This window comes from Pseudomonas sp. 273 (assembly GCF_029201425.1).
In the GTDB taxonomy this organism is placed as follows: Bacteria; Pseudomonadota; Gammaproteobacteria; order Pseudomonadales; family Pseudomonadaceae; genus Pseudomonas; species Pseudomonas delhiensis.
This window is the reverse complement of the sequence record NZ_CP116775.1, coordinates 4435297-4461678: the sequence shown is the minus strand read 5'-3', so window position 1 is coordinate 4461678 and position 26382 is coordinate 4435297. Positions and strand designations below refer to the sequence as shown.

General features: G+C 70.2%; 20 protein-coding genes and 1 pseudogene. 14 read left to right on the top strand and 7 right to left on the bottom strand.

Going from position 1 to position 26382, the window contains the following annotated elements:
* Nucleotides 1–51: 51 nt before the first annotated feature.
* The 6 genes from PKO50_RS20240 to PKO50_RS20215 all read left to right on the top strand — a co-directional run bounded on the left by PKO50_RS20240 (nt 52) and on the right by PKO50_RS20215 (nt 6858).
* The gene (locus PKO50_RS20240) at nt 52–1239 is read left to right on the top strand and encodes a CaiB/BaiF CoA-transferase family protein (protein ID WP_275627053.1); all 1188 of its coding nucleotides are present in this window, start codon (nt 52–54) and stop codon (nt 1237–1239) included.
* 53 nt (nt 1240–1292) lie between these two features.
* Complete coding sequence (locus tag PKO50_RS20235) at nt 1293–2093, top strand: enoyl-CoA hydratase (RefSeq protein ID WP_275627052.1); 801 nt, start codon at nt 1293–1295, stop codon at nt 2091–2093.
* Entirely contained in the window at nt 2090–3625 is a 1536-nt protein-coding gene (locus PKO50_RS20230; protein ID WP_275627051.1) for a 3-hydroxyacyl-CoA dehydrogenase, read from the top strand. Before PKO50_RS20235 ends, PKO50_RS20230 begins: the two co-directional genes overlap by 4 nt.
* 21 nt (nt 3626–3646) lie before the next feature.
* Nucleotides 3647–4849: a 3-oxoadipyl-CoA thiolase gene (locus PKO50_RS20225; protein WP_275627050.1), complete on the top strand. Its 1203-nt coding sequence runs from the start codon at nt 3647–3649 to the stop codon at nt 4847–4849.
* A 50-nt stretch (nt 4850–4899) separates the two neighbouring features.
* Nucleotides 4900–6147, top strand: a complete 1248-nt coding sequence (locus tag PKO50_RS20220; protein WP_275627049.1) for an OprD family porin — start codon at nt 4900–4902, stop codon at nt 6145–6147.
* A gap of 66 nt (nt 6148–6213) precedes the next feature.
* Nucleotides 6214–6858 carry a glutathione S-transferase family protein gene (locus PKO50_RS20215; RefSeq protein WP_275627048.1) on the top strand — a complete coding sequence of 215 codons (645 nt, stop codon included), beginning with the start codon at nt 6214–6216 and terminating at the stop codon, nt 6856–6858.
* Nucleotides 6859–7258: 400 nt separating this feature from the next.
* On the opposite strand, the pseudogene metR reads toward PKO50_RS20215, so the two are convergent.
* A pseudogene (metR, locus tag PKO50_RS20210) lies at nt 7259–8178 on the bottom strand (transcriptional regulator MetR).
* A 99-nt stretch (nt 8179–8277) separates the two neighbouring features.
* Nucleotides 8278–8721 carry a hypothetical protein gene (locus PKO50_RS20205; protein WP_275627047.1) on the bottom strand — a complete coding sequence of 148 codons (444 nt, stop codon included), beginning with the start codon at nt 8719–8721 and terminating at the stop codon, nt 8278–8280.
* 191 nt (nt 8722–8912) lie between these two features.
* Between PKO50_RS20205 and PKO50_RS20200 the strand changes: the two genes are divergently transcribed.
* The gene (locus PKO50_RS20200; RefSeq protein ID WP_275627046.1) at nt 8913–9908 is read left to right on the top strand and encodes an alpha/beta hydrolase; all 996 of its coding nucleotides are present in this window, start codon (nt 8913–8915) and stop codon (nt 9906–9908) included.
* Nucleotides 9909–10350: 442 nt separating this feature from the next.
* Here PKO50_RS20200 and PKO50_RS20195 read toward each other — a convergent pair whose 3' ends face one another.
* Together PKO50_RS20195 and PKO50_RS20190 are read right to left on the bottom strand one after the other, a co-directional pair.
* Nucleotides 10351–12378 (bottom strand): DEAD/DEAH box helicase, encoded by a 2028-nt coding sequence (locus PKO50_RS20195; protein ID WP_109935814.1) that lies wholly within the window; start codon nt 12376–12378, stop codon nt 10351–10353.
* A 426-nt stretch (nt 12379–12804) separates the two neighbouring features.
* Complete coding sequence (locus PKO50_RS20190; RefSeq protein WP_275627045.1) at nt 12805–13668, bottom strand: DMT family transporter; 864 nt, start codon at nt 13666–13668, stop codon at nt 12805–12807.
* Between the two features lie 124 nt (nt 13669–13792).
* On the opposite strand from PKO50_RS20190, the gene PKO50_RS20185 reads away from it, so the two are divergent.
* The 5 genes from PKO50_RS20185 to PKO50_RS20165 all read left to right on the top strand — a co-directional run bounded on the left by PKO50_RS20185 (nt 13793) and on the right by PKO50_RS20165 (nt 20210).
* A complete protein-coding gene (locus PKO50_RS20185) occupies nt 13793–15184 on the top strand; it encodes a PLP-dependent aminotransferase family protein (RefSeq protein WP_275627044.1) in 1392 nt (463 codons plus the stop codon).
* A gap of 86 nt (nt 15185–15270) precedes the next feature.
* Nucleotides 15271–17706: a TonB-dependent siderophore receptor gene (locus PKO50_RS20180; protein ID WP_275627043.1), complete on the top strand. Its 2436-nt coding sequence runs from the start codon at nt 15271–15273 to the stop codon at nt 17704–17706.
* Nucleotides 17707–18067: 361 nt separating this feature from the next.
* Entirely contained in the window at nt 18068–18361 is a 294-nt protein-coding gene (locus PKO50_RS20175; protein ID WP_009619068.1) for a DUF3649 domain-containing protein, read from the top strand.
* The gene (locus PKO50_RS20170) at nt 18358–19887 is read left to right on the top strand and encodes a PepSY-associated TM helix domain-containing protein (RefSeq protein ID WP_275627042.1); all 1530 of its coding nucleotides are present in this window, start codon (nt 18358–18360) and stop codon (nt 19885–19887) included. Before PKO50_RS20175 ends, PKO50_RS20170 begins: the two co-directional genes overlap by 4 nt.
* The gene (locus tag PKO50_RS20165) at nt 19887–20210 is read left to right on the top strand and encodes a DUF3325 domain-containing protein (RefSeq protein WP_275627041.1); all 324 of its coding nucleotides are present in this window, start codon (nt 19887–19889) and stop codon (nt 20208–20210) included. The genes PKO50_RS20170 and PKO50_RS20165 overlap by 1 nt, the downstream gene beginning before the upstream one ends.
* A gap of 332 nt (nt 20211–20542) precedes the next feature.
* On the opposite strand, the gene PKO50_RS20160 is transcribed toward PKO50_RS20165, so the two are convergent.
* Nucleotides 20543–21418, bottom strand: a complete 876-nt coding sequence (locus PKO50_RS20160) for an AraC family transcriptional regulator (protein WP_109933577.1) — start codon at nt 21416–21418, stop codon at nt 20543–20545.
* Between the two features lie 137 nt (nt 21419–21555).
* Here PKO50_RS20160 and PKO50_RS20155 point away from each other — a divergent pair, with 137 nt between their 5' ends.
* Nucleotides 21556–22455: a DMT family transporter gene (locus PKO50_RS20155; protein ID WP_275627040.1), complete on the top strand. Its 900-nt coding sequence runs from the start codon at nt 21556–21558 to the stop codon at nt 22453–22455.
* 164 nt (nt 22456–22619) lie between these two features.
* Here PKO50_RS20155 and PKO50_RS20150 read toward each other — a convergent pair whose 3' ends face one another.
* On the bottom strand, nt 22620–23594 hold the full coding sequence (locus PKO50_RS20150) for a D-glycerate dehydrogenase (protein ID WP_275627039.1): 975 nt from the start codon (nt 23592–23594) through the stop codon (nt 22620–22622).
* Nucleotides 23595–23732: 138 nt separating this feature from the next.
* Nucleotides 23733–24674, bottom strand: a complete 942-nt coding sequence (locus PKO50_RS20145; protein ID WP_109933574.1) for a LysR family transcriptional regulator — start codon at nt 24672–24674, stop codon at nt 23733–23735.
* 213 nt (nt 24675–24887) lie between these two features.
* Between PKO50_RS20145 and PKO50_RS20140 the strand changes: the two genes are divergently transcribed.
* Nucleotides 24888–26381 carry an efflux transporter outer membrane subunit gene (locus tag PKO50_RS20140; protein ID WP_256595853.1) on the top strand — a complete coding sequence of 498 codons (1494 nt, stop codon included), beginning with the start codon at nt 24888–24890 and terminating at the stop codon, nt 26379–26381.
* Nucleotide 26382: the final 1 nt, after the last annotated feature.

Below are 26382 nucleotides of genomic sequence, written 5' to 3'. Positions count from 1 at the left end.
GCAACCGACAAGAACCGACAAGAACCGACAAGAATCGACAAGAGAGTTGCCATGAACCACGAGACCGGTGCCCTGCGTGGCCTGAAAGTCATCGACCTGAGCCGCGTGCTGGGCGGCCCCTACTGCTCCCAGGCCCTGGCCGACCACGGCGCGCAAGTGATCAAGCTGGAACCCCCGGGCGGCGACGAGACGCGCGGCTGGGGCCCGCCCTTCGAGGGCGACACCGCGTCCTACTTCCGCGGCGTCAACCGCAACAAGAAGGGCATCGCCGTCGACCTGTCGCGGCCCGAGGGCATCGAGCTGCTGCTGCAGCTGCTGGAAGGCGCCGACGTGCTGATCGAGAACTTCAAGCCCGGCACCCTGGCGCGCTGGGGCATCGGCTACACCGAGGTGCTCAGCCAGCGCTTCCCGCGGCTGATCCACTGCGCGGTGTCCGGCTTCGGCGCCGACGGCCCGCTCGGCGGGCTGCCCGGCTACGACGCCGCTATCCAGGCCATGGCCGGGCTGATGAGCGTGAACGGCGAGGCCGACGGCGGGCCGCTACGCATCGGCCTGCCCATCGTCGACATGGTCACCGGGCTGAACGCCGTGGCCGGCATCCTGCTGGCGCTGCACGAGCGCGAACGCAGCGGGCGCGGGCAGTCGGTGGACATCGCCCTGTACGACTGCGGCATCTCGCTGCTGCACCCGCACCTGCCGAACCACTTCGCCTCCGGCAGCACGCCGCGGCGCACCGGCAACGCCCACCCGAACATCGCTCCCTACGACAGCTACCGCACCGGCACCGAGCCGATCTTCCTCGCGGTGGGCAACGACCGCCAGTTCGCGAAACTCTGCGAGTACCTGGGCGCCGGCGAGCTGGCGCAGGACCCGCGCTTCGCCGACAACGGCCAGCGCCTGGTCAACCGCGAGGCGCTCAAGCAGGCGCTGGAAGGCCACCTGGCGGTGCACGACGGCCGCGAACTGGCCGAGCGGCTGATCCGCCTGGGCGTGCCCTGCGGCGCCGTGGCCACGGTGGACCGCGTGGTGGAGCACCCGCACACCCGCCACCGCGGCCTGGTGGTGCAGCTGGGCGACTACCGCGGCATCGCCTCGCCGGTGAAGCTCTCGCGCACCCCGGCCAGCTACCGCAGCGCGCCGCCGGCCCTGGGCGGCGACACCCGCGAGGTGCTCGCGGAGCTGGGCCTGGCGCCCGAGACCATCGAGGCCCTGTACCAGCGCGGCATCGTCCGCGGTTGAGCCTTCCGGGCGGCCGGCGGCCGCCCTTCGAATCCATCGCCTTGGAGAACGCCATGAGCGCTAGCCACGGGGCCGCGCGCCCCGAAGCCACGCTGCTGCTGGAGCGCCCGCGGGAGGGCGTGGCCCTGCTGCGGCTGAACCGCCCGGCGCAGCTGAACGCCCTGAACATGAGCCTGCGCGAGGCGCTGGCCACGCACTTCCGGCAATTGGAGGGCTGCGCCGAGACGCGGGTGATCGTCATCACCGGCAATGCGCAGGCCTTCGCCGCCGGCGCCGACCTCGGCGAGCTGGCCGAGGCCTCGGCGCTGCAGGTCTACCAGCGCCACGTCGAACGCCACTGGCAGGCGATTGCCGCCTGCAGCAAGCCGGTCATCGCTGCCGTCAACGGCTACGCCCTGGGCGGCGGTTGCGAGCTGGCGATGCACTGCGACCTGATCGTCGCCGGCGCCTCGGCCACCTTCGCCCAGCCGGAAATCCGCGTCGGCGTGATGCCCGGCGCCGGCGGCACCCAGCGCCTGCTGCGGGCGGTGGGCAAGTACCAGGCGCTGCGCATGCTGCTGACCGGCTGCCGGGTGAGCGCCGGCGAGGCGCTGGCGATGGGCCTGGCCAGCGAGGTGGTGGGCGACGAGCAGGTGCTGCCGCGCGCCCTGGAGCTGGCCGTGCAGATCGCCGGCATGCCGCCGCTGGCGCTGGCGCAGATCAAGGAAGTGGTGCTGGCCGGCCTGGACATGCCGCTGGAGCAGGCCCTGGCGCTGGAGCGCAAGGCCTTCCAGCTGCTGTTCGATTCCCGCGACCAGAAGGAGGGCATGCGTGCCTTCCTGGAGAAACGCAAGCCGGAGTACCTGGGCCAATGAATGCATCGGACATCACCCGCATCGGAATCGTCGGCGCTGGCGCCATGGGCCGGGGCATCGCCCAGGTCATGGCCCGGGCCGGGCTGGCGACGCGCCTGTTCGACCTGCGCCCCGGCGCGGCGCAGCAGGCCCGCGAGCAGGTCGCGGCAAGCCTCGGCAGGCTGGCGGAGAAGGGCCGGCTGAGCGGCGAGGCCATGCAGCGCACGCTGCACAACCTGCACGTGGTGCACAGCCTGGACGAACTGCGTGGTTGCCAACTGGTGGTCGAGGCCATCGTCGAGGACCTGGCGGCCAAGCAGGCGCTGTTCCGCCAACTGGAGGCGCTGCTCGACGACGGCGCCATTCTCGCCAGCAACACCTCGTCGCTGTCGATCACCGCCATCGCCGCGGCCTGCCACGACGCCGGGCGCGTCGCCGGCCTGCACTTCTTCAACCCGGTGCCGCGCATGCGCCTGGTGGAAGTGATCGACGGCCTGGCCACCCGCGCCGAGGTCGGCGAGCGCCTGCAGGCCCTGGTGGTCGCCATCGGCCACCAGCCGGTGCGCGCCAGGGACACCCCCGGCTTCATCGTCAACCACGCCGGGCGCGCCTTCGGCACCGAGGCGCTGCGCATCCTCGGCGAGGGCGTGGCCGGCGTGCCGGTGATCGACGCGGTGCTGCGCGAGGGCGCCGGCTTTCGCATGGGGCCCTTCGAACTGCTCGACCTGATCGGCCTGGACGTCAGCCTGCCGGTGATGGAGTCGGTGTACCGGCAGTGGTACGAGGAGCCGCGCTTCCGCCCGCACCCGCTGCTGCGCCAGATGCTCGCGGCCGGGCACCTGGGGCGCAAGAGCGGCCAGGGTTTCTACCACTACCGCGAAGGGCAGCCGCAGGCCGCCGGGGTGGCCGCGGCCGTGCCGGCCTGCGAGAGCCTGCCGCCGGTATGGCTGGGCGTCGACGACGAGCAGGAGCGCCCGCGGCTGCTGGCCTTGCTGGAACGCCTCGGCGCGCGGGTCGAGACCGGCCAGCGCCCCTCCGCCGCGGCGCTGTGCCTGCTGGCCCCCCTGGGCGACGACGCCAGCCAGGCCGCGCAGCGCTTCGCCGTGGACCCGGCGCGGGTGGTGGCGCTGGACGTCCTGGCCGACCTGCAGCGCCTGCGCTGCCTGATGCTCACCCCGGTCACCGCCGATGCCATGCGCGATGCCGCCCACGCCCTGTTCGCCCGCGATGGCGCGGTGGTGGCGCTGATCCGCGACAGCGCCGGCTTCATCGTCCAGCGCAGCCTGGCGTCGATCGTCAACCTGGCCTGCGAGATCGCCCAGCAGCGCATCGCCGAACCGGCCGACATCGACCTGGCGGTGCGCCTGGGCCTGGGCTACCCGCGGGGCCCGCTGGCCTGGGGCGACGAACTTGGCGCCGCGCGCCTGCTGCGCATCCTCGAACGCCTCCACGGCCTCAGCGGCGACCCGCGCTACCGCCCCAGCCCCTGGCTGCGCCGCCGCGCCAGCCTGGGCCTTTCCCTGTGCCAGGCGGAACCCTCGCTGCCGGCCTGACCCTACCGACGAGACCCCACCATGCTCGATGCCTACCTCTACGCCGGGCTGCGCAGCCCCTTCGGCCGCCACGCCGGCGCCCTGTCGCGGCTGCGCCCGGACGACCTGGCCGCCACGCTGCTGGCCCGGGTGATGCAGACCTCCGGCTTTTCCAGCGACGACCTGGAAGATGTCATCCTCGGCTGCACCAACCAGGCCGGCGAGGACAGCCGCAACCTGGCGCGCCACGCGCTGCTGGCCGCCGGCCTGCCCTGGCAGGTGCCGGGGCAGACGCTCAACCGCCTGTGCGCCAGCGGCCTGTCGGCGGTGATCGACGCCGCGCGGGCGATCACCTGCGGCGAGGGCGAGCTGTACCTGGCCGGCGGCGCCGAAAGCATGTCCCGCGCGCCTTTCGTCATGGGCAAGGCGGACAGCGCCTTCAGCCGCGCGCTGAACGTCTTCGACAGCACCATAGGCGCGCGCTTCGCCAACCCCCGCATCGTCGAACGCTACGGCAACGACAGCATGCCGGAGACCGCCGACAACCTGGCCCGCGAGATGGGCATCGGGCGCGAGGCGGCCGACCGTTTCGCCGCCGCGTCCCAGGCCCGCTACCAGGCGGCGCTGGAGGCGGGCTTCTTCGCCGGGGAAATCCTCCCGGTGGAGGTACCGGGCGGGCGCAAGGGCGAAACCCTGACGGTGGCGCACGACGAGCACCCGCGGCCGCAGGCCGACCTGGCGGCGTTGGCCCGGCTGCCGGCGCTGTTCCCCGGCGGCCTGGTCAGCGCCGGCAACGCCTCGGGCATCAACGATGGCGCGGCGGTGCTGCTGCTGGGCAACCGCGCCATCGGCGAGCGCCACGGCATCCGTCCGCTGGCGCGCATCCTGGCTTCCGCCAGCGTCGGCGTGGAGCCGCGGATCATGGGCATCGGCCCGCACCAGGCGATCCTCCGCGCCCTGCAGCGCGCCGGGCTGGGCCTGGAGGAGGTCGACCTGATCGAGATCAACGAGGCCTTCGCCGCCCAGGTGCTGGCCTGCCTGAAGGCGCTGGGCCTGGCTTTCGACGACCCGCGTGTCAACCCCCACGGCGGCGCCATCGCCGTGGGTCACCCCCTCGGCGCCTCCGGCGCACGCCTGGCGCTGACCGCCGCCCGCACCCTGCAGCAACGTGGCCAGCGCTACGCGGTGGTCAGCCTGTGCGTAGGCGTCGGCCAGGGCGTGGCCATGGTGCTGGAGCGCTGCTGAGGTCCTGAAGAAGGGGCGCCGCGGCGCCCCGCCAACCGCTCGGAGAACGCATGAACAAGAACAACAAAGGCACTGTTTTCCTTCTCACCACACTGGCCGCCAGTGGCCCGGCCCTGGCCGACGGCTTCCTGGAGGACGGCAAGGCCAGCCTGGGGCTGCGCAACTTCTACATGAACCGCGACTTCCGCGACGGCGCCGGGCGTTCGAAGAGCGAGGAGTGGGCCCAGGGCTTCCTCCTCGACTATCGCTCGGGCTACACCGCCGGCACCCTGGGCGTGGGTGTGGATGTGCTCGGCAAGCTCGGCGTCAAGCTCGACTCCAGCCCCGAGCGCAGCGGCACCGGCCTGCTGCCGGTGCAGGGCGACGGCCGCGCGGCGGACGACTACGCGCGGCTCGACCCCACCGCCAAGCTGCGCCTGTCGCGCACGGAGCTGAAGCTCGGCGCCCTGGTGCCCAGGCTGCCCACGGTGCAGCCCAACTACGGGCGGCTGTTCCCCCAGGTGTTCCAGGGCGGCCTGCTGACCTCCAGCGAATTCGACGGCCTGACCCTCAACCTGGGCCGGCTGGACGAAGTGAGCCAGCGCAACGAGGCCGGCACCAGCGACCTGGCGCTGTACAACCGCAACGGCCGCTTCGCCGCGGCGGCGCGGGCCGACCACTTCTACCTGGGCGGGCTGGACTACCGCTTCACCGCGAACTGGACCGGCAGCTACCACTACGGCCAGCTGGAGGACGTCTACGACCAGCACTTCCTCGGCCTCAAGGGCCGCACGCCGATCGGCGCCGACAGCCTGGAGGCCGACCTGCGCCTGGCCATCAGCCGCGACGCCGGCGCCGGGCGCGGCGGGCGCATCGACAACCGCGCCTTCAACGGCCTGTTCACCTACCGCCTGCACAACGGCCACGCCTTCGGCCTGGGCTTCCAGGCGATGGACGGCGCCAGCGCCTACCCCTACCTGGACGGCACCGACCCCTACCTGATCGACTTCGGCCAGTACGGCGACTTCGCCGAGGCCGGGGAAACCTCCTGGCAGCTGCGCTACGACTACGACTTCGCGCCCCTGGGCCTGCCCGGCCTGAGCTTCATGACGCGCTACTTCAGCGGCCATGGCGCCGAACCGACGGCCGGCGGCGGCAGCCGCGAATGGGAGCGCAACAGCGACATCCGCTACGTGCTGCAGGGCGGCCCGCTGAAGGGGCTGGGCCTGACCTGGCGCAACGCGACCTACCGCTCCGGCTTCAGCCGCGACGTGGACGAGAACCGGGTGTACCTGAGCTACGAGGTGGCGCTGTTCTGACGGTGGAAGAGGGCGGGGCGTGGTCTATGCTTTCGGGCCGGCCCGTCATCGGCAAAGGAGAACAGCATGAGCGACCGCCGCGTCACCTTCTACCATTCCCCGCAGACCCGTTCCTCCGGCACCCTGGCGCTGCTGGAGGAGCTGGGCGCCGACTATGACCTGCAGTTGATCAACATGCAGGCCGGCGAGCAGCGCCAGCCGGCGTACCTGGCGATCAACCCGATGGGCAAGGTCCCGGCCATCCGCCATGGCGAGGCGCTGGTGACCGAGCAGGGCGCCGTCTACATCTACCTCGCCGACCTCTACCCGGAAGCCGGGCTGGCGCCGGCCATCGGCGACCCGCTGCGCGGGCCCTACCTGCGCTGGCTGGTGTTCTATGGCTCCAGCTTCGAGCCGGCGGTGACCGACCGCTCTCTCGGCCGCGAGCCGGCGCCCCCGGCGCGCAGCCCCTACGGCGATTTCGAGACGGTGATGAAGGTCATCGACGCCCAGCTGGAGAAAGGCCCCTACCTGCTCGGCGAACGCTTCACCGCGGCGGACGTGCTCTGGGGCTCGGCGCTGGCCTGGACCACGCATTTCGGCATAGTGCCGAAGACCCCGGCCATCGAGCGCTACATCGCGAAAGTCACCGCGCGCCCGTCCTTCGCCAAGGTCGCCGAGCGGGATGCGCAGTGGCATGCGGAACACGCCAAGGCGGCAGGCAAGCCGTAGGAGCAACTGTCTTGCAGGACGTGCCGGGGTGTTCTTCGTAGGAGCGAGCTTGCTCGCGAACACACTCCGCTGCGGGGCCCATTCGCGAGCAAGCTCGCTCCTACGAGAAGCCATGCTCGCCTGCACTGTAGGAGCGGACTCTGTCCGCGATTTCACGCGCAGGGCACGCCTACAGGGAATGGCGCGGATGGGGCGGCGGTAGGAGCGGATCTTATCCGCGAAGCGCGCCGGAACCTCTGGCTATCGCGGACAAGGTCCGCTCCTACGGGTGGGAATGCCATGCCTTGGGGTAGGGCGTATAACCGTTCGCGGTCATACGCCGCCGTTCCGAGCGCCGTGGCCGAATCCGTGCATTTCGATCGGCGGATAACGCTTCGCGTTATTCGCCCTACGCAATGTCTTACCCCTTCGCCGCGCTGACCCCTTCCAGGGTGGCGAAGGAGGTGTCCTTGGCCGTCAGCAGGAAGTCGCGCATGAAGGGGGCGTCCAGCATGTCCGCGCGGATGGCCGCGTACAGGGTGCAGTACAGGCCCTTCTCGCCCAGGCGCCGGGCGGTGACGTAGCCGCGCGAGCTGTATTCGTGCAGCGCCCAGTTGGGCAGGCTGCACACGCCGCGGCCGGAGGCCACCAGCTGCATCATCATCACCGTCAGCTCCGAGGTGCGCACCTGGGCCGGCTCGACGTCGGCCGGTTCGAGGAAGCGGGTGAAGATGTCCAGGCGGTCGCGCTCGATGGGGTAGGTGATCAGCGTCTGGTTGGCCAGGTCTTCCGGCACTATGTAGGGCTTGCTGGCCAGCGGGTGCTGGTTGTCCACCGCCAGCAGCGCCTCGTAGGTGAACAGCGGCACGTAGGTGATGCCGGCGATGTCCACCGGGTCGGAGGTCACCACCAGGTCGAGGTCGCCGCGGGCCAGGGCCGGCAGGGGGCGAAGGAGAAGCCCGAGGCCAGGTCCAGCTCCACTTCCGGCCAGGCGTCGCGGAACTGGTCGATGGTCGGCATCAGCCACTGGAAGCAGCTGTGGCACTCGATGGCCATGTGCAGGCGCCCGGCGGTGCCGCCGGCCAGGCGCGCCAGGTCGCGCTCGGCAGTGCGCATCTGCGGCAGCAGGGCGTCGGCCAGCTGCAGCAGGCGCAGGCCGGCGCTGGTGAAGCGCACCGGCTTGGTCTTGCGGATGAACAGCGACAGGCCCAGGCGGTCCTCCAGTTCCTTGAACTGGTGGGACAGGGCGGACTGGGTCAGGTGCAGGCGTTCGGCGGCTTCCACCAGGCTGTCGGCTTCACGCAGGGCGTGGAGGGTTTTCAGATGACGAATCTCGAGCATGGCGCCGCACCCAACATGAGGAAAACTTGATTTCAACGCGAGTGGGTTGAGTCTGTCTCATACGCAGCCCGCTGTCGACCTGTCCGTACCCCACCCGGCCTACCAGCTCAGGTAGAACATGCCCTTGGCCAGCAGCACTATGCCCAGGACATGGGTGAAGACGCTGTAGTGGATGGCCCGCGAACGCCGTCCGGTCATGCCGCCGCTGTGCATCAGGTACATCGCGCAGAGGAAGTGGCAGAGCACGCTGGCGGCCAGCAGCAGCTTCAGGCTCAGCAGGGTGGCGAAGGGCGAGTCCAGCGGATGGGACAGCAGCGGCAGGTAGCGCAGCTTGAGCATGCCCAGGCCGCTGCCGAAGAGGGTCAGGATCACCCAGGGCATCACCCGCCGCAGGCGCTGGCCGAGGGCGCGCTCCACCGTGCGCAGGGCGGCCTCCGGCACGTGGCGGCGCACCCGCTCGAGGATCAGCACCTCGAAGAACACGGTGCCGACGAAGGCGATGGCGGCCAGCAGGTGCAGGACCAGCAGGATCGGATAGCTCATGGGCACCCCTCGGGTGGACGGCGGCGGCCTTCGCACCATGCCGGGCCGGCCGCGCCCGTGCCATGACGCCGGTCAGCCCGGTGGCGACCGCTCGGCGCCTTTCATCAAAGTGTCACGGTTGTGTGGCAGAGCGCTCCACGGAAATTCATCAGAATCGGGTTCCACTGGGGTTCTGCATTCCGGATTTTCACATGCGTGCGTTTCTGCTGGCGCTGGCCCTGTCGTGCCTGGCGCCCCTCACTGCCTTTGCCGGCGATCGTTGCGATCCACGGGTACCCACCGACACCCTGGACGTGGGCGACGTGCGCCTGGCCTACCAGAGCATAGGCTCGCCGAAGGACCCGACCCTGCTGCTGATCATGGGCCTGGGCGGCCAGCTCATCCACTGGCCCGACGAAGTGGTGCAGACCCTCTGCCAGCAGGGCTTCCGCGTCATCCGCTACGATAACCGCGACGTCGGCCTGAGCGCCTGGCGCGTACCCACTCCCGGCGCCAACCTCACCTACGAGGTGATCCGCTACCGCCTCGGCCTGCCGGTCAGCGCGCCCTACAGCCTCACCGACATGGCCTGGGACGCCCTGCGCCTGCTGGACGCGCTGCACATCGAGCAGGCCCACGTGCTGGGCGCGAGCATGGGCGGGATGATCGCCCAGCACGTCGCGGACCTTGCGCCGCAGCGGGTGCTCAGCCTGACCCTGGTGATGACCAGCTCCGGCGCCGAGGGCCTGCCGGCGCCCAGCGACAGCCTGCTGAAACTGCTGGCCCGGCGCGAGGCGGGCAGCCGCGAGCAGGCCATCGAGCAGCAGGCCGACCTGCTGGCCGCGCTCGGCAGCCCGGAGGTGAAGGACGACCGCCTGCAACTGCTGCACCAGGCGGCGCAGTCCTACGACCGCGCCTTCAACCCCGAGGGCGTGCAGCGGCAGATGCTGGCGATCCTCGCCGAGCCCAGTCGCGTCGACCTGCTCAACCGCCTGGACGTGCCCACCCTGGTGATCCATGGCACTGCCGATCCGTTGTTGCCGGTGATGCATGGGGTGCATGTGGCGGCGCATATCCGCGGCGCCGAGCTGAAGCTCATTCCGGGCATGGCCCATCGTTTCCAGGAAGCCTTCAAGGCGCCGCTGCTGGCGGCGGTGTTGCCCTACCTGCGGGCGCACCAGACGGCGGGGCACGTGGCGCAGCTTTAACGTTGCGCTGAGGTGTTTTCGTAGGAGCGAGCTTGCTCGCGAATTGGTGTTTGCCGGTGGCGTAGGTGCTGGGTTCAAGAGCGCCCTCTCCCCAGCCCTCTCCCTGAAGGGAGAGGGGGCTTGTCCGTGCCGAGAGAAGGAATGGTTTCAGCCGGAAACCCTAGGTGTTGCCGGCTGACTCAGGAATACCAAAGCGCTCCGAACGGTTCCCTCTCCCTTCAGGGAGAGGGTTAGGGAGAGGGAGCGGAGTTGGCCTCAAAAACAGTGGCCAAAGGGATACGCCCATTCGCGAGCAAGCTCGCTCCTACAGGCAGCCCAGTTCGTAGGGCGCATAACGCGCCAAATCGCGGACAGAGTCCGCTCCTACGGTTCCAGGAAGCACGGACGTAGGAGGACTCCGTCCGCGATTGGACTCACCGGCCACGCCGGACGCCCCGGTACCTCAAACCGCCTTCGGCAAAGGCGCGAACAGCGCGTCGATATCGGCATCATCCAACTGCCAATCCGTTCCGGCGCCTTCGAGGATGCCGGCGGCCAGCGCGGCTTTTTCCCGTTGCAGCAGCTGGATCTTCTCTTCCACCGTGCCGCGGGCGATCAGCTTGTAGACGAACACCGGCTTGTCCTGGCCGATGCGGTAGGCGCGGTCGCTGGCCTGGTTCTCGGCGGCCGGGTTCCACCAGGGGTCGTAGTGGATCACCGTGTCCGCCGCGGTCAGGTTCAGGCCCACGCCGCCGGCTTTCAGGCTGATCAGGAACAGCGGCACGCGGCCCTGCTGGAAGTCCTCCACCGGCTGGCGGCGGTCGCGGCTGTCGCCGGTCAGCAGGGCGTAGTCGATGCCGCGCTGCTGCAGGGCCTCGCCGACCAGCGCGAGCATCGAGGTGAACTGCGAGAACAGCAGCACGCGGCGGCCCTCGGCGAGCAGTTCCTCGAGCATGTCCAGCAGGTATTCCAGCTTGCCCGAGGTCACCGCCTTGGCGCGGCCGGTGGCCGGCGGGGCGTCCTTCTGCACCAGGCGGATGTCGCAGCACACCTGGCGCAGCTTGAGCAGCGCCTCGAGGATGATGATGCGGCTGCGCGCCAGGCCGCGGCGGGCGATCTCGTCGCGCACCTTGCGGTCCAGGGCCAGGCGCACCGTCTCGTAGAGGTCGCGCTGGGCCTCGCTGAGTTCGATGTGCTGGATGAATTCGCTCTTGGGCGGCAGCTCCGAGGCCACCTGTTCCTTGGTGCGGCGCAGCAGGAAGGGGCGGATGCGCGCGGCCAGGTGGGCCAGGCGCGCCTGGTCGCCGTGGCGCTCGATGGGGGTGCGGTAGTGCTGGGTGAACTGCTTGGCGTCGCCCAGCCAGCCGGGCAGCAGGAAGTGGAACAGCGACCAGAGCTCGCCCAGGTGGTTCTCCAGCGGCGTGCCGGTCAGGCACAGGCGGTGCCGCGCGTTCAGCTGGCGCGCGGCCTGGGCCGCCTTGGTGCCGGCGTTCTTGATGTTCTGCGCCTCGTCGAGGATCAGCAGGTGGTAGGCGTGCTTGCCGAGCTTCTCCGCGTCGCGAGGGAGCAGGGCGTAGGTGGTGAGGATGAGGTCGTGTTCCTCGATCTTCGCGAAGTCGCGGCGCCGGCCGGCGCCGTGCAGGGCCAGCACGCGCAGGTCGGGGGTGAAGCGCTCGGCCTCGTCCAGCCAGTTGGGGATCAGGCTGGTGGGCATCACCACCAGGGCCGGCGCGGTGAGTCGCCCGGCCTGTTTTTCCAGCAGCACGTGGGCCAGGGATTGCAGCGTCTTGCCCAGGCCCATGTCGTCGGCGAGGATGCCGCTGGCGCCCACCGCGCGCAGCGTCTGCATCCAGCTCAGGCCCTCGTGCTGGTAGGCCCGCAGCTCGGCGCGCAGGCCCGTGGGCAGCGGCGCCGGCTGGGCGCGGTAGTCGCGCAGGCGCAGGGCGATCTCGCGCAGCTCGTCGCCGCCCTGCCAGCGCAGCGGCAGCTCTTCCAGCTCGGAGAGCCGCGCGGCGTCCGGCGCGCCCATGCGCAGGCGGCGCACCGGCGCCTGGTCGCCCAGGTAGAACTCGGACAGGGTGCCCAGCAGCGGCTTCAGCTTGCCGAAGGGCAGGGCCACCCGCAGCGGCCGCTCCGAGGCGGTCTGCCAGCTGTGCACCGGGTTGCGCCCGGCGTCCAGGCGCAGCACCAGTTGCTCGTCGTCGGCGTGGCGGGCCAGGGAGACCGGGTCGAGCAGCGCCGGCATGCGCCGGATCAGCTCGATCAGCGCCGGCAGCAGGCTGATGCGCCGGCCGTCGACCTCGATGCCCAGCTCCAGGTCGAACCACTGGCGGTCGTCGGTCTCCTCGATCTCGGCGTACCAGTTCTCGATGGGCGTCAGGTCGAAGACGAACTCCGGGCGCACGTCCACGTCCCAGCCGCGCTCGCGCAGCTGCGGCAGGCCCTCGCGCATGAACTGCTGCCAGGTGGCGTCGTCGGGCAGCTCGAACATCTCCCCGGCGCTTTCCTCCAGGGCGTCGCTGCGCCGCATCGCCGGCTTGAAGCCGAACTGGCGCAACTGCTGGCGCAACTGCTGCTCGCACTCGGGCTGGCGGCTGAGGCGGACGATGCGGTCGTCACGGAACACCCGCAGCTCGCTGCCGGTGCGCGGGTTGATCGGCCCCGAGACGGGCATGCCGGCATACAGGAAGGCCAGCGCGGCGCGGTGCCGGGCGATGTTCTGCATGCGCCCGCTGCGCAGGTCGAAGCCGCTGTGCACGTGGCTGCCCAGGGTCAGGCGCGGGCGCGGCGCCAGGTCGTCGGGCGCCGCCGGCGGCTCGGCGGGTGGGGTCATCGGAGGTTCCTTCCGGCAAGCCCGGGGAAGTACACAAACGCCCGATGATACCGCTATTTCCCGAGGTGTGCTGCCACCGGCGGCTCAGCGGGCGAAGCGCCGTGCCCCCGCCACGCAGGCCACCACCACCAGGGTCGAGGCGGCCATCAGCGGGCTGACCTGCTCGTGCAGCAGCAGGCCGGCCAGGGCCAGGCCGAAGAAGGGCTGCAGCAGCTGCAGCTGGCCGACCGCGGCGATGCCGCCGCGGGCCAGGCCGTGGTACCAGAAGAAGAAACCGATGAGCATGCTGAACAGCGACACGTAGCCCAGGCTCAGCCAGGCCGGCAGGCTGGCCGCGGCGAGGTCGGCCGGCCAGGTCCAGAGGGTCAGCGGCAGCATCAGCGGCAACGACAGCACCAGCACCCAGCAGATCACCTGCCAACTGCCCAGGTGCCGCGACAGCCGCGCGCCCTCGGCGTAGCCCAGGCCGCAGGCGAGGATGGCCGCCAGCATCAGCAGGTCGCCCGGCAGGCTGCCGGCGCCGCCCTGGCTCAGGGCGTAGCCGGCCACCACCGCGCTGCCGGCCAGCGAGAACGCCCAGAACGCCGGGCGCGGCCGCTCGCCGGCGCGCAGCACGGCGAAGGTGGCGGTGGCCAGCGGCAGCAGGCCGACGAAGACGATGGCGTGGGCCGAGCTGACGTGGCGCAGGGCCAGGGCGGTGAGCAGCGGGAAGCCGACCACCACGCCCAGGGCCACCACCAGCAGCGCCGGGATGTCCTGGCGTGCCGGCCGGCGCTGGCGCAGCACGAACAGGATGGCCGCGGCGAGCAGCCCGGCGATGCTGGCCCGGGCCAGGGTCAGGAAGGTCGGCTCGAAGCTGCCCACCGCCACCCGCGTGGCCGGCAGCGAGCCGCTGAAGATGAGCACGCCGAGGAAACCGCTGAACCAACCGCCGAGAGATGCATTCATCGAGCATTCGCCAATCGAGAGGGGATGGGGCGATGGTGGCGCGGGGGAGGGCGGGCGGCCAGTGACAGATCAGTACAATTCGAACAAACTGTCCTGGATTTCTATCGGTACAGTCGAGGTGGCCATGGCCGTGACGCGGGTGGACGGGGTGATGCGCCAGGTACGCGAGCGCCTGGCGGCGCGCAGCCTGGTGCCGGGCGAGCGGCTGCCGTCGATCCGCGCCCTGGCGCAGAGCCTGGAGGTGTCCAAGAGCACCGTGGTGGAGGCCTACGAGCGCCTCGCCGCCGAGGGCCTGATCGCCGCCCGGCGCGGTTCCGGCTTCTATGTCTGTGGCCGGCTGCCGCCGCTGTCGCTGGCCGAGATCGGCCCGGCGCTGGACCGCAGCATCGACCCGCTGTGGATCTCCCGGCAGTCGCTGGAGGCCGCCGAGGATGCGCTCAAGCCCGGCTGCGGCTGGCTGCCGCCGTCCTGGCTGCCGGAGGACGAGCTGCGCCGCGCCCTGCGCCAGTTGGCCCGCGAGCCACAGTCGAGCCTCCTGGAGTACGGCCGTCCCTACGGCCATGCCGGCCTGCGCGAGCAGCTGGCGCGGCGCCTGGGCGACTATGGCCTGCAGGTCGGCGCGCAGCAGATAGTGCTCACCGACGGGGGTACCCACGCCATCGACCTGGTCTGCCGCTTCCTGCTGGAGCCCGGCGACGAGGTGTTGGTGGACGACCCCGGCTACTTCAACTTCCAGGCCCTGCTGCGCGCCCACCGCGCGGTGGCCATCGGCGTGCCCTACACGTCGCACGGTCCGGACATCGAGGCCCTCGGCGCAATCCTGCAGCGCCACCGGCCGCGCCTGTACATCACCAACTCGGCCTTCCACAACCCCACCGGCGCGCAGCTCTCGCCGCTGGTGGCGCACCGCCTGCTGAAGCTGGCCGAGGCCCATGACCTGCTGATAGTCGAGGACGACATCTTCGCCGACTTCGAGCACGAGCAGGCGCCGCGGCTGTCCGCCTTCGACGGCCTGCAGCGGGTGATCCAGGTCGGCAGCTTCTCCAAGACGCTGTCCGCCTCGGTGCGCTGCGGCTACATCGCGGCGCGCCCGCAGTGGTGCGAGCAACTGGTGGACCTGAAGCTGGCCACCTCCTTCGGCAACAGCCCGTTCAACGCCGAGCTGCTCCACGAACTGCTGCGCAAGGGCGGCTACCGCCGGCACATGGAAAGCCTGCGCGCGCGCCTGGCCGAGGCCATGGGCGACACCCTGGCGCGCCTGCGCGGCCTGGGCCTGCAGCCCTGGCTGGAGCCGCGCGGCGGGGTGTTCGTCTGGGCGCGGCTGCCGGCCGGGCTGGATGCCGCGGCGGTGTCCCGCGCGGCGCTGGAGCAGGGCATGGTGCTGGCGCCGGGCAACGTCTTCAGCCTGGGCCAGAACGCGCCGGACTTCCTGCGCTTCAACGTCGCCCAGTGCCAGTCTCCGCGGGTCTTCCAACTGCTCGAACGGGCCATGGAACAGGCCCGGCGGGGGCGCTGAAAAATAGTTTCATTTTCTTCTGCAGGTTTTCCACGGTCGTTCGGCCTCTGTGCAATCCCGCCTGTGCGAACGAGGAAATCCACAGCATGTCCCGCTTCCCCAACACGTCGCCGCGCCCGCTGCTGCGCGCCCTGCGCATCGCCACCCTGGGCCTGGTCGCCAGCCTGCCGCTGGTTGTCGCCGTACCCGCCCTGGCCGCCCCGGCCGCGGTGCACTTCAAGGTGCCGGCCGGCAGCCTGGAAGATGCGCTCAATGCATATGCGCGCCAGGCCGGCGTGCTGCTGACCTTCGACCCGGCGCTGACCCGCGGCCTGCGCAGCCAGGGCCTGGAAGGCGACTACCCGGTGGACGCCGGCTTCGCCGTGCTGCTCTCGGGCAGCGGCCTGGCCGCCGAATCCAGCGCCGACGGCAGCTACCGCCTGCAGCGCAGCGCCACCGAGGGCGCCCTGGAAATGAAGGCGCAGACCATCACCGCCCGGGCCGAGGAAGACCCCAGGGGCCCGGTGCATGGCTACGTGGCCAGGCGCAGCGTCACCGCGACCAAGACCGACACGCCGATCCACGAGACCCCGCAGTCCATCTCGGTGGTCACCCGCGAGCGCATGGAAGCCCAGGGCGTGCAGTCGGTGAACGAGGCGCTGCGCTACACTCCGGGCGTGTCCTCCTACGGCTCCAACAACCGCTCGGACTGGTACACGGTGATCCGCGGCTTCTCGCCGACCACCTACCAGGACGGCCTGCAACTGCCCACCACCATCAACCTGGCCAGCTGGATGGTCGACCCCTACATGCTGGAGCGCGTGGAAGTGCTGCGCGGCCCGGCCGGCGTGCTCTACGGCCAGGGCGACCCGGGCGGGGTGATCAACCAGGTGTCCAAGCGCCCGAGCACCGTGGCCCAGCACGAGGTCCAGGTGCAGTACGGCAGCGATGCGCGCAAGCAGCTGGGCCTCGACAGCACCGGCCCGCTGGACGACGCCGGGGTGTGGAGCTACCGCGTGGTCATGGTCGGCCATGACGGCGACATCCGCGACACCCCCTGGGAAGACCGCCGCGTGGCCCTGGCGCCATCGCTGAGCTGGCAGCCCGACGAGGACACCCGCCTGACCCTGCTGGCCAGCTACCTGAAGGACGACAGCAACGCCCAGGACAACTTCCTGCCGGCCTCGGGCACGCTGAACCACAGTGCCTACGGCAAGATCCACCGCAGCTATTTCACCGGCGACGAGCACTTCTCCAAATACGAGAAGGAGCAGTACAGCCTGGGCTACGAGTTCGAGAAACGCCTGAACGACGTCTGGCAGGTGCGCCAGAATCTGCGCTACGCCCACCTCGACCTCAACGACAACATGGTCTACGGCGTCGGCACCATGGCCTACTGGGGCATGGGCGACGACCGTACCCTGCTGCGCTATGCCGGCATCGAGAACCCCGAGTACAGCCGCTGGACCCTGGACAACCAGGCCCAGGCCGACTTCGCCACCGGCTGGCTGCGCCACACCCTGCTGCTGGGCCTGGACTGGCAGCGCCAGCACACCAGGGACCCGCAGGCCTACGTGCTGACCACTCCGCTGGACCTCTACGGCGGCCCGTCCTACGGCCCGGTGGACGCCTCGGCCTTCACCGCCGACGACTGGACCTACAGCGACCAGACCTCGCGCCAGACCGGCGTCTACCTGCAGGACCAGTTGCACTTCGACGAGCACTGGGTGCTGTCCCTGGGCGGCCGCTACGACTGGGCCAGCGCCAGCACCGACAGCTGGAGCACCGCCGCCAGCAGCCACACCAGCCAGAAGGACGAGGCCTTCAGCGGCCGCGTCGGCCTGGTCTACCTGGCGGACAACGGCCTGGCGCCGTACTTCAGCTACAGCGAGGGCTTCACCCCCAACGCCGGTACCGACTACGCCGGCAAGCCCTTCGACCCGACCCGCGCCAAGCAGTACGAGGTGGGCGTGAAGTTCCAGCCCAAGGGCTCGGACAGCAGCGTGACCGCGGCGGTGTTCGAGATCACCCAGCGCGACGTGCTGACCCCGGACACCGACCCCACCCACGTCAACAGCTACGTGCAGACCGGCGAAGTGCGCTCGCGCGGCCTGGAGCTGGAGGCGGTGGGCGCGCTGAGCCGCGAGCTGAACCTGATCGCCACCTACACCTACCAGGACGTGAAGAACACCAAGGCCAACGACGAAAGCGACGGCAAGACGCCGATCAGCATCCCCACGCCGCGCAACATCGCCTCGCTGTGGGCCGACTACACCCTGCATGACGGGCTACTCAAGGGCCTGGGCTTCGGCGCCGGGGTGCGCTACAACGGCCGCAGCCCGGGCGCCCCGGACAACTCGCTGAACGTGCCCAGCTACACCCTGCTGGACGCCGCCGTGCACTACGACACCGGCCCCTGGCGCTTCGCCGTCAACGCCACCAACCTGACCGACCGCGAGTACATCGCCGGCTGCTACGACGCCACTCGCTGCATCTACGGCAACGGCCGCAACGTGCTGGGCAGCGCTACCTACCGCTGGTGATCGGTGCGCGTCTGGGGCCAAGGCCAAGCGGCGGATAACGCCTGTGGCGTTATGCGCCCTACGTCGGGCGTTCCCGTGACGTAGGGCGTATAACCGTTCGCGGTTATACGCCGTTTCACCTTGGCCACAGGCCACGCCAAGGTCGAACCCGGAACCGCCCGTTTCACGGCCTGGAATACCTGATGGCGCGTATGGCGCACACAGTTATTCACATCTGTTCTTGCGTATCTCTTTCAAATGCGAACGCATTTCATATAAATTTCCGCTTTTGCCTACCCCTGTTCGGGGTGAACTTCTGTCAGCAGGTGAGCACAGCCATGCACCCGTCCGGATTCCCGCCGTTCCAGCCCCAGGTGCGCCCATGAGCAGCAAGGGCCGCTTCGGCGCACAGCTCAGCGCACGCATCCTGGCAGCACTCTTCGGCGGCTACGCCCTGGCCTACACCAGCACCGCCTTCCTCAGCGTCTACCTGCCGCTGGCCCGCGCCGACCGCGTGGCCTTCGCCAGCCTGGGCTGCTTCATGGTCTGGGTGGTGGCCATCCTCTACGTGTTCGCCGCCCGCAGCACCTGGCGCGCCTGCCTGGTGCCGCTGGCGCTGAGCGCGCTGCTGGCGCTGGCCGCGTTCCTGCCCCACGACTTCGGGGTGCGCCCATGAGCCTGCGCCAGTCGATGTCCGGCCTGCATACCTGGAGCGGCCTGCTGGTCAGCTGGCTGCTGTTCGTGGTGATCTTTTCCGGCAGCCTGTCGTGCTTCGAGCCGGAGCTGACGCGCTGGATGCTGCCGCAGCTGCACCAGGCGCCGCAGCCGGCGGTGGGCGTGGACCAGGTCCATGCCGCCCTGGTCGAGCGCGCGCCCAAGGCCCATGCCTACTGGATGCTGCCGCCGACCGAGCGCGGGCCTTACTGGACCGCCGGCTGGGTGCCCAGCGACCTCAGCGCCTTCCGCTCCTTCCTGATCGACGCCCAGACCGGCGAGGAACTGCCGAAGACCGTCGGCGGCGGCTTCTTCTTCGAGCTGCACTACGGCCTGCACGCCGGCACCCCGGGCATCTACATCGTCGGCATCGCCGGGATGTTCATGCTGGTGGCAATGGTCAGCGGGGTGATCGTCCACCGGCGCATCTTCAAGGACTTCTTCACCCTGCGGCCGAAGGCGGCGCGCCAGCGCAGCTGGCTCGACGCGCACAACGTGCTGGGGGTGGTCGGCCTGCCGTTCCACGTGTTGCTGGCCTACACCGGGCTGGTGATCTTCATCACCCTGTACATGCAGGCCGGCATCAAGGTCGCCTACAAGGGCGATTTCGAGCGCTTCGAGCACGAGGTGCAGCACGCCTTCGACCGCGAGGAGCTGGGCCGCCCGGCGAAGCCGCCGAAGCCGATCTCGCGCATGGTCGAGCGCGCCCACGAGCTGTGGGGCGACGACAGCCGGTTGGGCTGGATCAACCTCGAGCACCCCAACGACGCCTCCTCCATGGTGCAGATCCGCAGGGCCGTGGACCGCGGCATGGTCAACGACCAGCGCACCGTCTCCTTCGATGCCGGCAGTGGCGCGCTGCTGCACGTGCAGCCGCCCTACGGCAACGGCTACAAGACCTACGCCTGGCTCACCGGGCTGCACATGGCGCAGTTCGGCGGCCCCCTGGTGCGCGTCCTCTACCTGCTGCTGGGCCTGGCCGGCTGCGGGATGATCTTCGGCGGCCTGCAGGTCTGGGTGGCCAAGCGCGAAGCCCGCGGCAGCGCCGGCCTGGGCCTGGTGCGCACGCTCAATGCCGCGGTCTGCGGCGGCCTGCCCCTGGCCAGCCTGGGCCTGCTGGCGGCCTCGCGCCTGCTGCCGGTGGAACTGCTGCAGCGCCAACGCTGGGAAGCCGGCACCTTCGTGGTGGTCTGGCTGCTGGCGTTGCTGCACGCGGCGTGGCGCCAGGGCAGCGGCCGCACCGCCCGCGAGCAGGCGCTGGCCGCCGCCGTGCTGGCCCTCGGCCTGCCGCTGCTGGGGCTGTTCGGCCCCGAGCCGGGCCGCCTGACCAGCAGCCTGGCCCGCGGCGACTGGCTGCTCGCCGGTGTCGACCTGGCGCTGCTGTTCAGCGGAGCGCTGTGCGCCGCCCTGGCCTGGCGCCTGGGCCGCCCGCGGGCGCCCGAAACCAGGGCGCGCCGACGTGAACGCGTGGAAGGGGAGTACGCCTGATGCTGCTGGTCTTCGGTCTCAACCTGCTGGCGATGACCGCCGCCTGCCTGGGGCTCGCCCGCCACCACCGCGAGCTGTTCGGCAGCGCGCCCAGCGAGGGCCGCGTGCGCCTGCTGCGCAGCGTGGCGCTGGTGGACGGCGGCCTGGCAGTGGCCTATTGCATCCACCTGCTGGGCATCGAGCTGGGGCTGGTCTACTGGGCCTGCCTGCTGATGCTCGCCAGCATTACCCTGGTGGCCCTGCTGGCCTGGCTGCCACGCCTGGCGCTGCCGGCGGCGGCGGGGGTGCCGCTGGTGGGTGGGGTGTTGGCGGTATTGGGGTGATTGCTGGGGATGCTCTTGTAGGAGCGAGCTTGCTCGCGAATGGAGTATTCCCGGTTGCTCTGGTGTTGGGGTTAAGAGCGCCCTCTCCCTAACCCTCTCCCTGAAGGGAGAGGGGACCGTTGGGCAGAAATGGATGTTCTGGAGTTAGCCGGCAGCATCGAAAGCTACCGGCTGAAACCTAGCCTTCTCTCGGCACGGACAGCCCCCTCTCCCTTCAGGGAGAGGGTTGGGGAGAGGGGACGGAGTTCATCCAAACACCAATGACGCCAGGATAAGCCCCCTTCGCGAGCAAGAACTAGGCGTCCCCCTCGCTCCTACGAAAAGCCCCTCGTTCAGCTACTGAACGCCACCCGATACTCCCCCGGCGTGGCCCCCAGCGCCGCGCGGAAGCGGTTGCCGAAGTGGCTGGCGCTGGAGAAACCGCAGGCCAGGGCCACTTCGCTCAGCGCCAGGCTGCCCTGGCGCAGCAGCTCGCAGGCGCGGGCCAGGCGCTGGGCCAGCACGTACTGGTGAGGCGGCATGCCGAAGCTTTCGCGGAACATGCGTGCGAAGTGGTATTCCGAAAGCGCCGCCAGCGCCGCCAGCTCGCCCAGGCTGAGCGGCTCGGCCAGGTTCTGCTCGATGTACTCGCACAGCCGCCGGCGCAGGGCCGGGGCCAGGCCGCCCTTCAGGCGCAGGCCGTCGCGGCGGCCGACCTGGGTGAGCAGGGCGTGGTCGATGATGGCCTGGGCCAGGCTGCTGGTGTGCAGGCGCTCGCCCGGTTCCCGCCAGTCCAGGCGCACCAGCTGGCGGAAGCGCGCGGCCTGCTGCGGGTCGTCGAGGAAGGTGCTTTCGCGCAGCTGCAGCTCGCGCGGCTCGCGGTCGAACAGCTGCACGCAGCCCAGGGCGAAGCGTTCCGGGCTGAAGTACAGGTGCGCCAGGCGGATGTCGCCGTTGACGATCCACGAGGCTTCCTCGCCGGCCGGCATGATGCACAGCTTGTCCGGCGCGCCCTTGGCGCCGGGGGCGCCGCGGCGGAAGGTGCCGGTGCCGCCGTCCAGGTAGCAGGACAGCGTGTGGTGGTCCGGCGAGACGTAGTCGCGGGCGTCGTGGCGGTTGCTCCACATGGCCGCGGACAGGCCGTCGCCCAGCTCGGCGCAACGCTCCAGGCGGGCGTTGGGCGAACTGTTCATGGACTGGAAGACCTGCAGCTGTTCGATGGCGGACATGGGGCGACTCCTCTAGGCCATCACTCTACCCGCGCCCGCGCGCGTTGCCAGCCCGGTTGTCGCAATAAGCGCAAGAATCTGCAAGCGGCGCCCCTGCCCGAGGGCGGAAACTGGCCTCCCATGACCGGAGGCCAGCCATGAACCTGTCGCTCTACCTGCTCACGGTGCTCATCTGGGGCACCACCTGGATCGCCATCAAGCTGCAGGTGGGGGCGGTGGCCATCCCGCTGTCCATCGCCTACCGCTTCGCCCTGGCGGCCCTGGTGCTGTTCGCCATCCTCCTGCTCAGCCGCCGCCTGCAACCGCTGGGCCGGCGCGGCCAGGCGCTGTGCCTGGCCCAGGGGGTGTGCCTGTTCTGCGTGAACTTCCTGTGCTTCTACATCGCCAGCCAGTGGATCCCCAGCGGGCTGATCGCCGTGGTGTTCTCCACCGCCACCCTGTGGAACGCGCTGAACGCGCGCCTTTTCTTCGGCCAGCGCATCGCCCCGAACGTCGCCGGCGGCGGCGCCCTGGGCCTGCTCGGCCTGGCCCTGCTGTTCTGGCCGGAGCTGACCGGCCACGCCGCCAGCCGCGAGACCTTCTACGGCCTGGGCCTGGCCCTGCTGGGCACGCTGTGCTTCTCCGCCGGCAACCTGCTGTCCAGCCTGCAGCAGAAAGCCGGGCTGCGCCCGCTGAGCACCAATGCCTGGGGCATGCTCTACGGCGCGCTGATCCTGCTGGCGATCTGCCTGGTGCAGGGCGTGCCCTTCACTTTCGACGGCAGCGCGCGCTACGTCGGTTCGCTGCTGTACCTGGCGATTCCCGGCTCGGTGATCGGCTTCACCGCCTACCTGACCCTCGTCGGGCGCATGGGGCCGGAGCGCGCGGCCTATTGCACCGTGCTGTTCCCGGTGGTGGCGCTGAACGTTTCGGCGTTCATGGAGGGCTACCAGTGGAGCGCGCCGGCCCTGGCCGGGCTGGCGCTGGTGATGGCCGGCAACGTGCTGGTGTTCCGCAAGCCGAAGCCGGAGCCGGCGACACGGTTGGCAAGGACGTAGGGCGTATAACGCTCTGCGTTATACGCCGCTTAGCCGTGGCATCAGACCGTGCCGTGGTATTGCCGAAATGGGCCCCAGCCAGCGCCAAGGTCAGCCACGAAGTTGCCGATGGAGTGGGGTGTATCGGCGTATGACCGCGAACGGTCATACGCCCTACGCTCGGATCAGCCCTTCCACACCTGCGGGTTGACCAGGTTCTTCGGCCGTTCGCCGCGCAGCGCCGCCTCGAAGTTGGCCAGGGCGCATTCGGCCATGGCGCGGCGCGTCTCGTGGGTGGCCGAGCCGATGTGCGGCAGGGTCACCGCGTTGGGCAGGGCGTACAGCGGCGATTCGGCCAGGGGTTCCTTCTCGTACACGTCCAGGCCGGCGGCGAGGATGCGTTTGTCCTGCAGCGCCTCCACCAGCGCCGCCTCGTCGACTACCTGGCCGCGGGCGATGTTGACCAGGATGGCGCTGGGCTTCATCAGCTCCAGCTCGCGCTTGCCGATCAGCTTGCGGGTGGCGTCGGACAGCGGCACCACCACGCAGACGAAGTCGGCCTCGCCGAGCAGTTCGTCGAAGCCGCAGAAGCGCGCGCCCAGTTGCTGCTCCAGCTCCGGCTTGCGGGTGTTGCCGTGGTAGAGGATGTCCATGTCGAAGCCGAAGCGGCCGCGGCGGGCGATGGCCGCGCCGATGCGGCCCAGGCCGAGGATGCCGAGCTTCTTGCCATGCACGTCGACGCCGAACTGCGCCGCGTCCACGGTGCGCTTCCAGTGGCCGGCCTTGGTCCAGGCGTCCAGCTCGGCGGTGCGCCGGGCGGTGGCCATGATCAGGGCGAAGCCGAGGTCGGCGGTGGTCTCGGTGAGCACGTCCGGGGTGTTGGTCAGGGCGATGCCGCGCTGGTTCAGGTAGGCCAGGTCGTAGTTGTCGTAGCCCACCGAGACGCTGGAGATGACTTCCAGCTGCCCGGCCTGGGCCAGCTGCTTCTCGCCCAGCGGGCGGCCGACGCCGATCATGCCGTGGGCCTGGGGCAGGGCGGCGGCGAGCTGGGCGTCGACCTCGCCCTGCTTGGGATCGAGCACGCTGACGTTGAATTGGCCGCGCAGGCGTTCGAGGTGTTCGGGCGCCAGGCGGCTGAAGACGAAGACGTTCTTTTTCATGTTCGGGAAGGCAACGACTGACAGACGGGAGCGCAACCCTAGCATCCCCGCCACCGCCCTTGGCAAGCCCGGCGGCCCCGGCGGCCCCGGCGGCGGCGATGCGGTGCGGTTATCGCGCGGCCGGCGCCGCGCCGGGCCTCACGGCGCCAGGTGCGGGCGCGCCATGCCGGCCTCGTCGGCCTGCAGCACGCCGGGCAGGTTCTCGCGCAGGTAGCCGACCCAGGTCTTGATCTTGGCGTCCAGGTACTGGCGCGAGGGGTACAGGGCGTAGACGTTGAGCAACTGCAGCTTGTGGTGCGGCAGCACGCGCACCAGCGAGCCGTCTTCCAGGCCCTCCAGCGCCGAATACACCGGCAGCGCGCCCACGCCCATGCCGCAGCGGATGGCCTCGGTCATGGCGTCGCCGACGTTGACCTGGAAGGTCGGCGGGCCGACGGTGATCATTTCCTGGCCGTTGGGGCCGTCGAACAGCCATTTGTCCAGGGCCAGCACCGGGCTGACCAGGCGCAGGCAGTCGTGGTTGACCAGGTCGCTGGGGGTGCGCGGCGCGCCGCGGGCCTCGATGTAGGAGGGCGAGGCGCAGAGGATGCTGTAGGTCTCGCCGATGCGCTGCGACACCAGGCCGGAGTCGGGCAGCTCGGTGGCCACTACTATGGCCACGTCGAAGCCTTCGTCGAGCAGGTCGGGCACGCGGTTGGCCATGGTCAGCTCGAAGCTGACCTCCGGGTGCTGCTGGCGGTAGCCGGCGATGGCGCGGATGACGTAGTGCTGGCCGATGCCGGTCATCGAGTGCACACGCAGGCGCCCGGCGGGGCGGGCGTGGGCGTCGCCGGCCTCGGCTTCGGCCTCCTCGACGTAGGCGAGGATCTGCTCGCAGCGCAGCAGGTAGCGCTGGCCCGCCTCGGTCAAGGCGATGCGCCGGGTGGTGCGGTTGAGCAGGCGCGCGCGCAGGTGGGTTTCCAGGTTGGCCACGGCGCGCGAGACGTAGGCGGTGGTGGTGCCCAGCTGCTGGGCCGCGGCGGTGAAGCTGCCGGTCTCGGCCACGCAGACGAACGCGCGCATGGTTTGCAGAGTGTCCATTCGGAGCCCTCGGGAACGACAGGGTGACCTATTGTCACATGAGACATCCGGCCACATTATTTCATTATTGGTAATAAAGATTCACAAATTGGCCGTCTTATCCGTTTCGCCCCGTCTCCCTAGAATTTACTCGCCCGAATGGTTTCTTCGGCATCCTCTACGCTGAAACAGCAAGCCCACCCTCCAGGACCCTCAACCGTGTCGCGTCACCTCGTGAAAGGACTGGCGTTCGTCGGCTCCTTTGTCGTTTTCTCAACAATTGCCGGTTGCATCAGTACCCATGGCATCGCCCCGCAGGAACAGCGCCTGGGCAATGACCAGCTGGCCACCGATGCCGCCATCCAGTCCGCCAACCGCGATGCGAAGTGGCCGGCCGAGCAGTGGTGGCGCGCCTTCGGCGACCCGCAGTTGAACACCTGGGTGCAAACCGCCCTGGACAACAGCCCGAGCCTTTCCGAGGCCGAGGCGCGGGTGCGCATGGCGCTGTCCATGGCCGGGGTGGCCGAGTCCGCCGAGGCGCCGCAGGTCAACGGCGACGCCTCGCTGCTGCGCCACAGGTGGCCCACCGACTACTTCTACGGCCCGGGCGACCTGGCCGACACCACCAGCTGGAACAACAACGCCGCGCTGGGCTTCTCCTACAACCTCGACCTCTGGGGCCGCGAGCGCAGCAACACCGAGCGCTACATGAACGTGGCCTACATGACCGCCGCCGAGGCGCGCATGGCCCAGCTGGAGCTGGAAAACAACGTCGTCCGTGCCTACATCCAGATGTCGCTGCAGTACGCCGAGCTGGACATCGCCGAGGCCATGCTCGAGCAGCAGCAACAGATCCTCTCCCTGGCCCAGCGCCGCCTGGCCGGGGGCCTGGGCACCCAGTTCGAGGTCAGCGAGGCCGAGGTGCCGCTGCCGGAGACCAAGCGCAAGATCGACGCCATCGAAGAAGCCATCGCGCTGTCGCGCAACCAGATCGCCGCCCTGGCCGGCAAGGGCCCGGGTGCCGGTGCCGCGCTCAAGCGGCCGCAGCTGGCCCTGGCCAGGCAGCCGGGCCTGCCCAGCGCGCTGCCGCTGGAACTGGTCGGCCGCCGCCCGGACGTGGTCGCCATGCGCTGGAAGGTCGCAGCACAAGCCAAGGGCGTGGACGTGGCCCGCGCCGAGTTCTATCCCAACGTCGACCTGATCGCCAGCCTGGGCTACAGCGCCGTCGGCGGCGGCATGCTGGAGTTCATCACCGCGCGCAAGTTCACCTACAGCGCGGGCCCGGCGATCTCCCTGCCGATCTTCGACGGTGGCCGCCGCCGCGCCCAGCTGGGCCAGGAGTCGGCCGGCTACGATGCCGCCGTGGCGCAGTACAACCAGACCCTGGTGCAGGCGCTCAAGGGCGTTTCCGACCAGCTGATCCGCACCCATTCGATGGAGAAGCAGCAGACCCTGGCCGAGCAGGCGGTGGCGTCCGCGCAGAAGACCTACGACATCGCCACCAAGGCCTACCGCGGCGGCCTGACCGACTACCTCAACGTGCTCAACGCCCAGACCCGCCTGTTCCAGCAGCAGCTGACGCTGCAGCAGGTGCAGGCCGCGCGCCTGGAGACCCACGCCGGCCTGGTGGTGGCCCTCGGCGGCGGCCTGATGGCGCCCAAGGACGCCCCGGGCGAGCGGCAGATGGTCCCCGAGAGCGTTTCCGTGAAACCCCTGGGCGAACGCTGAG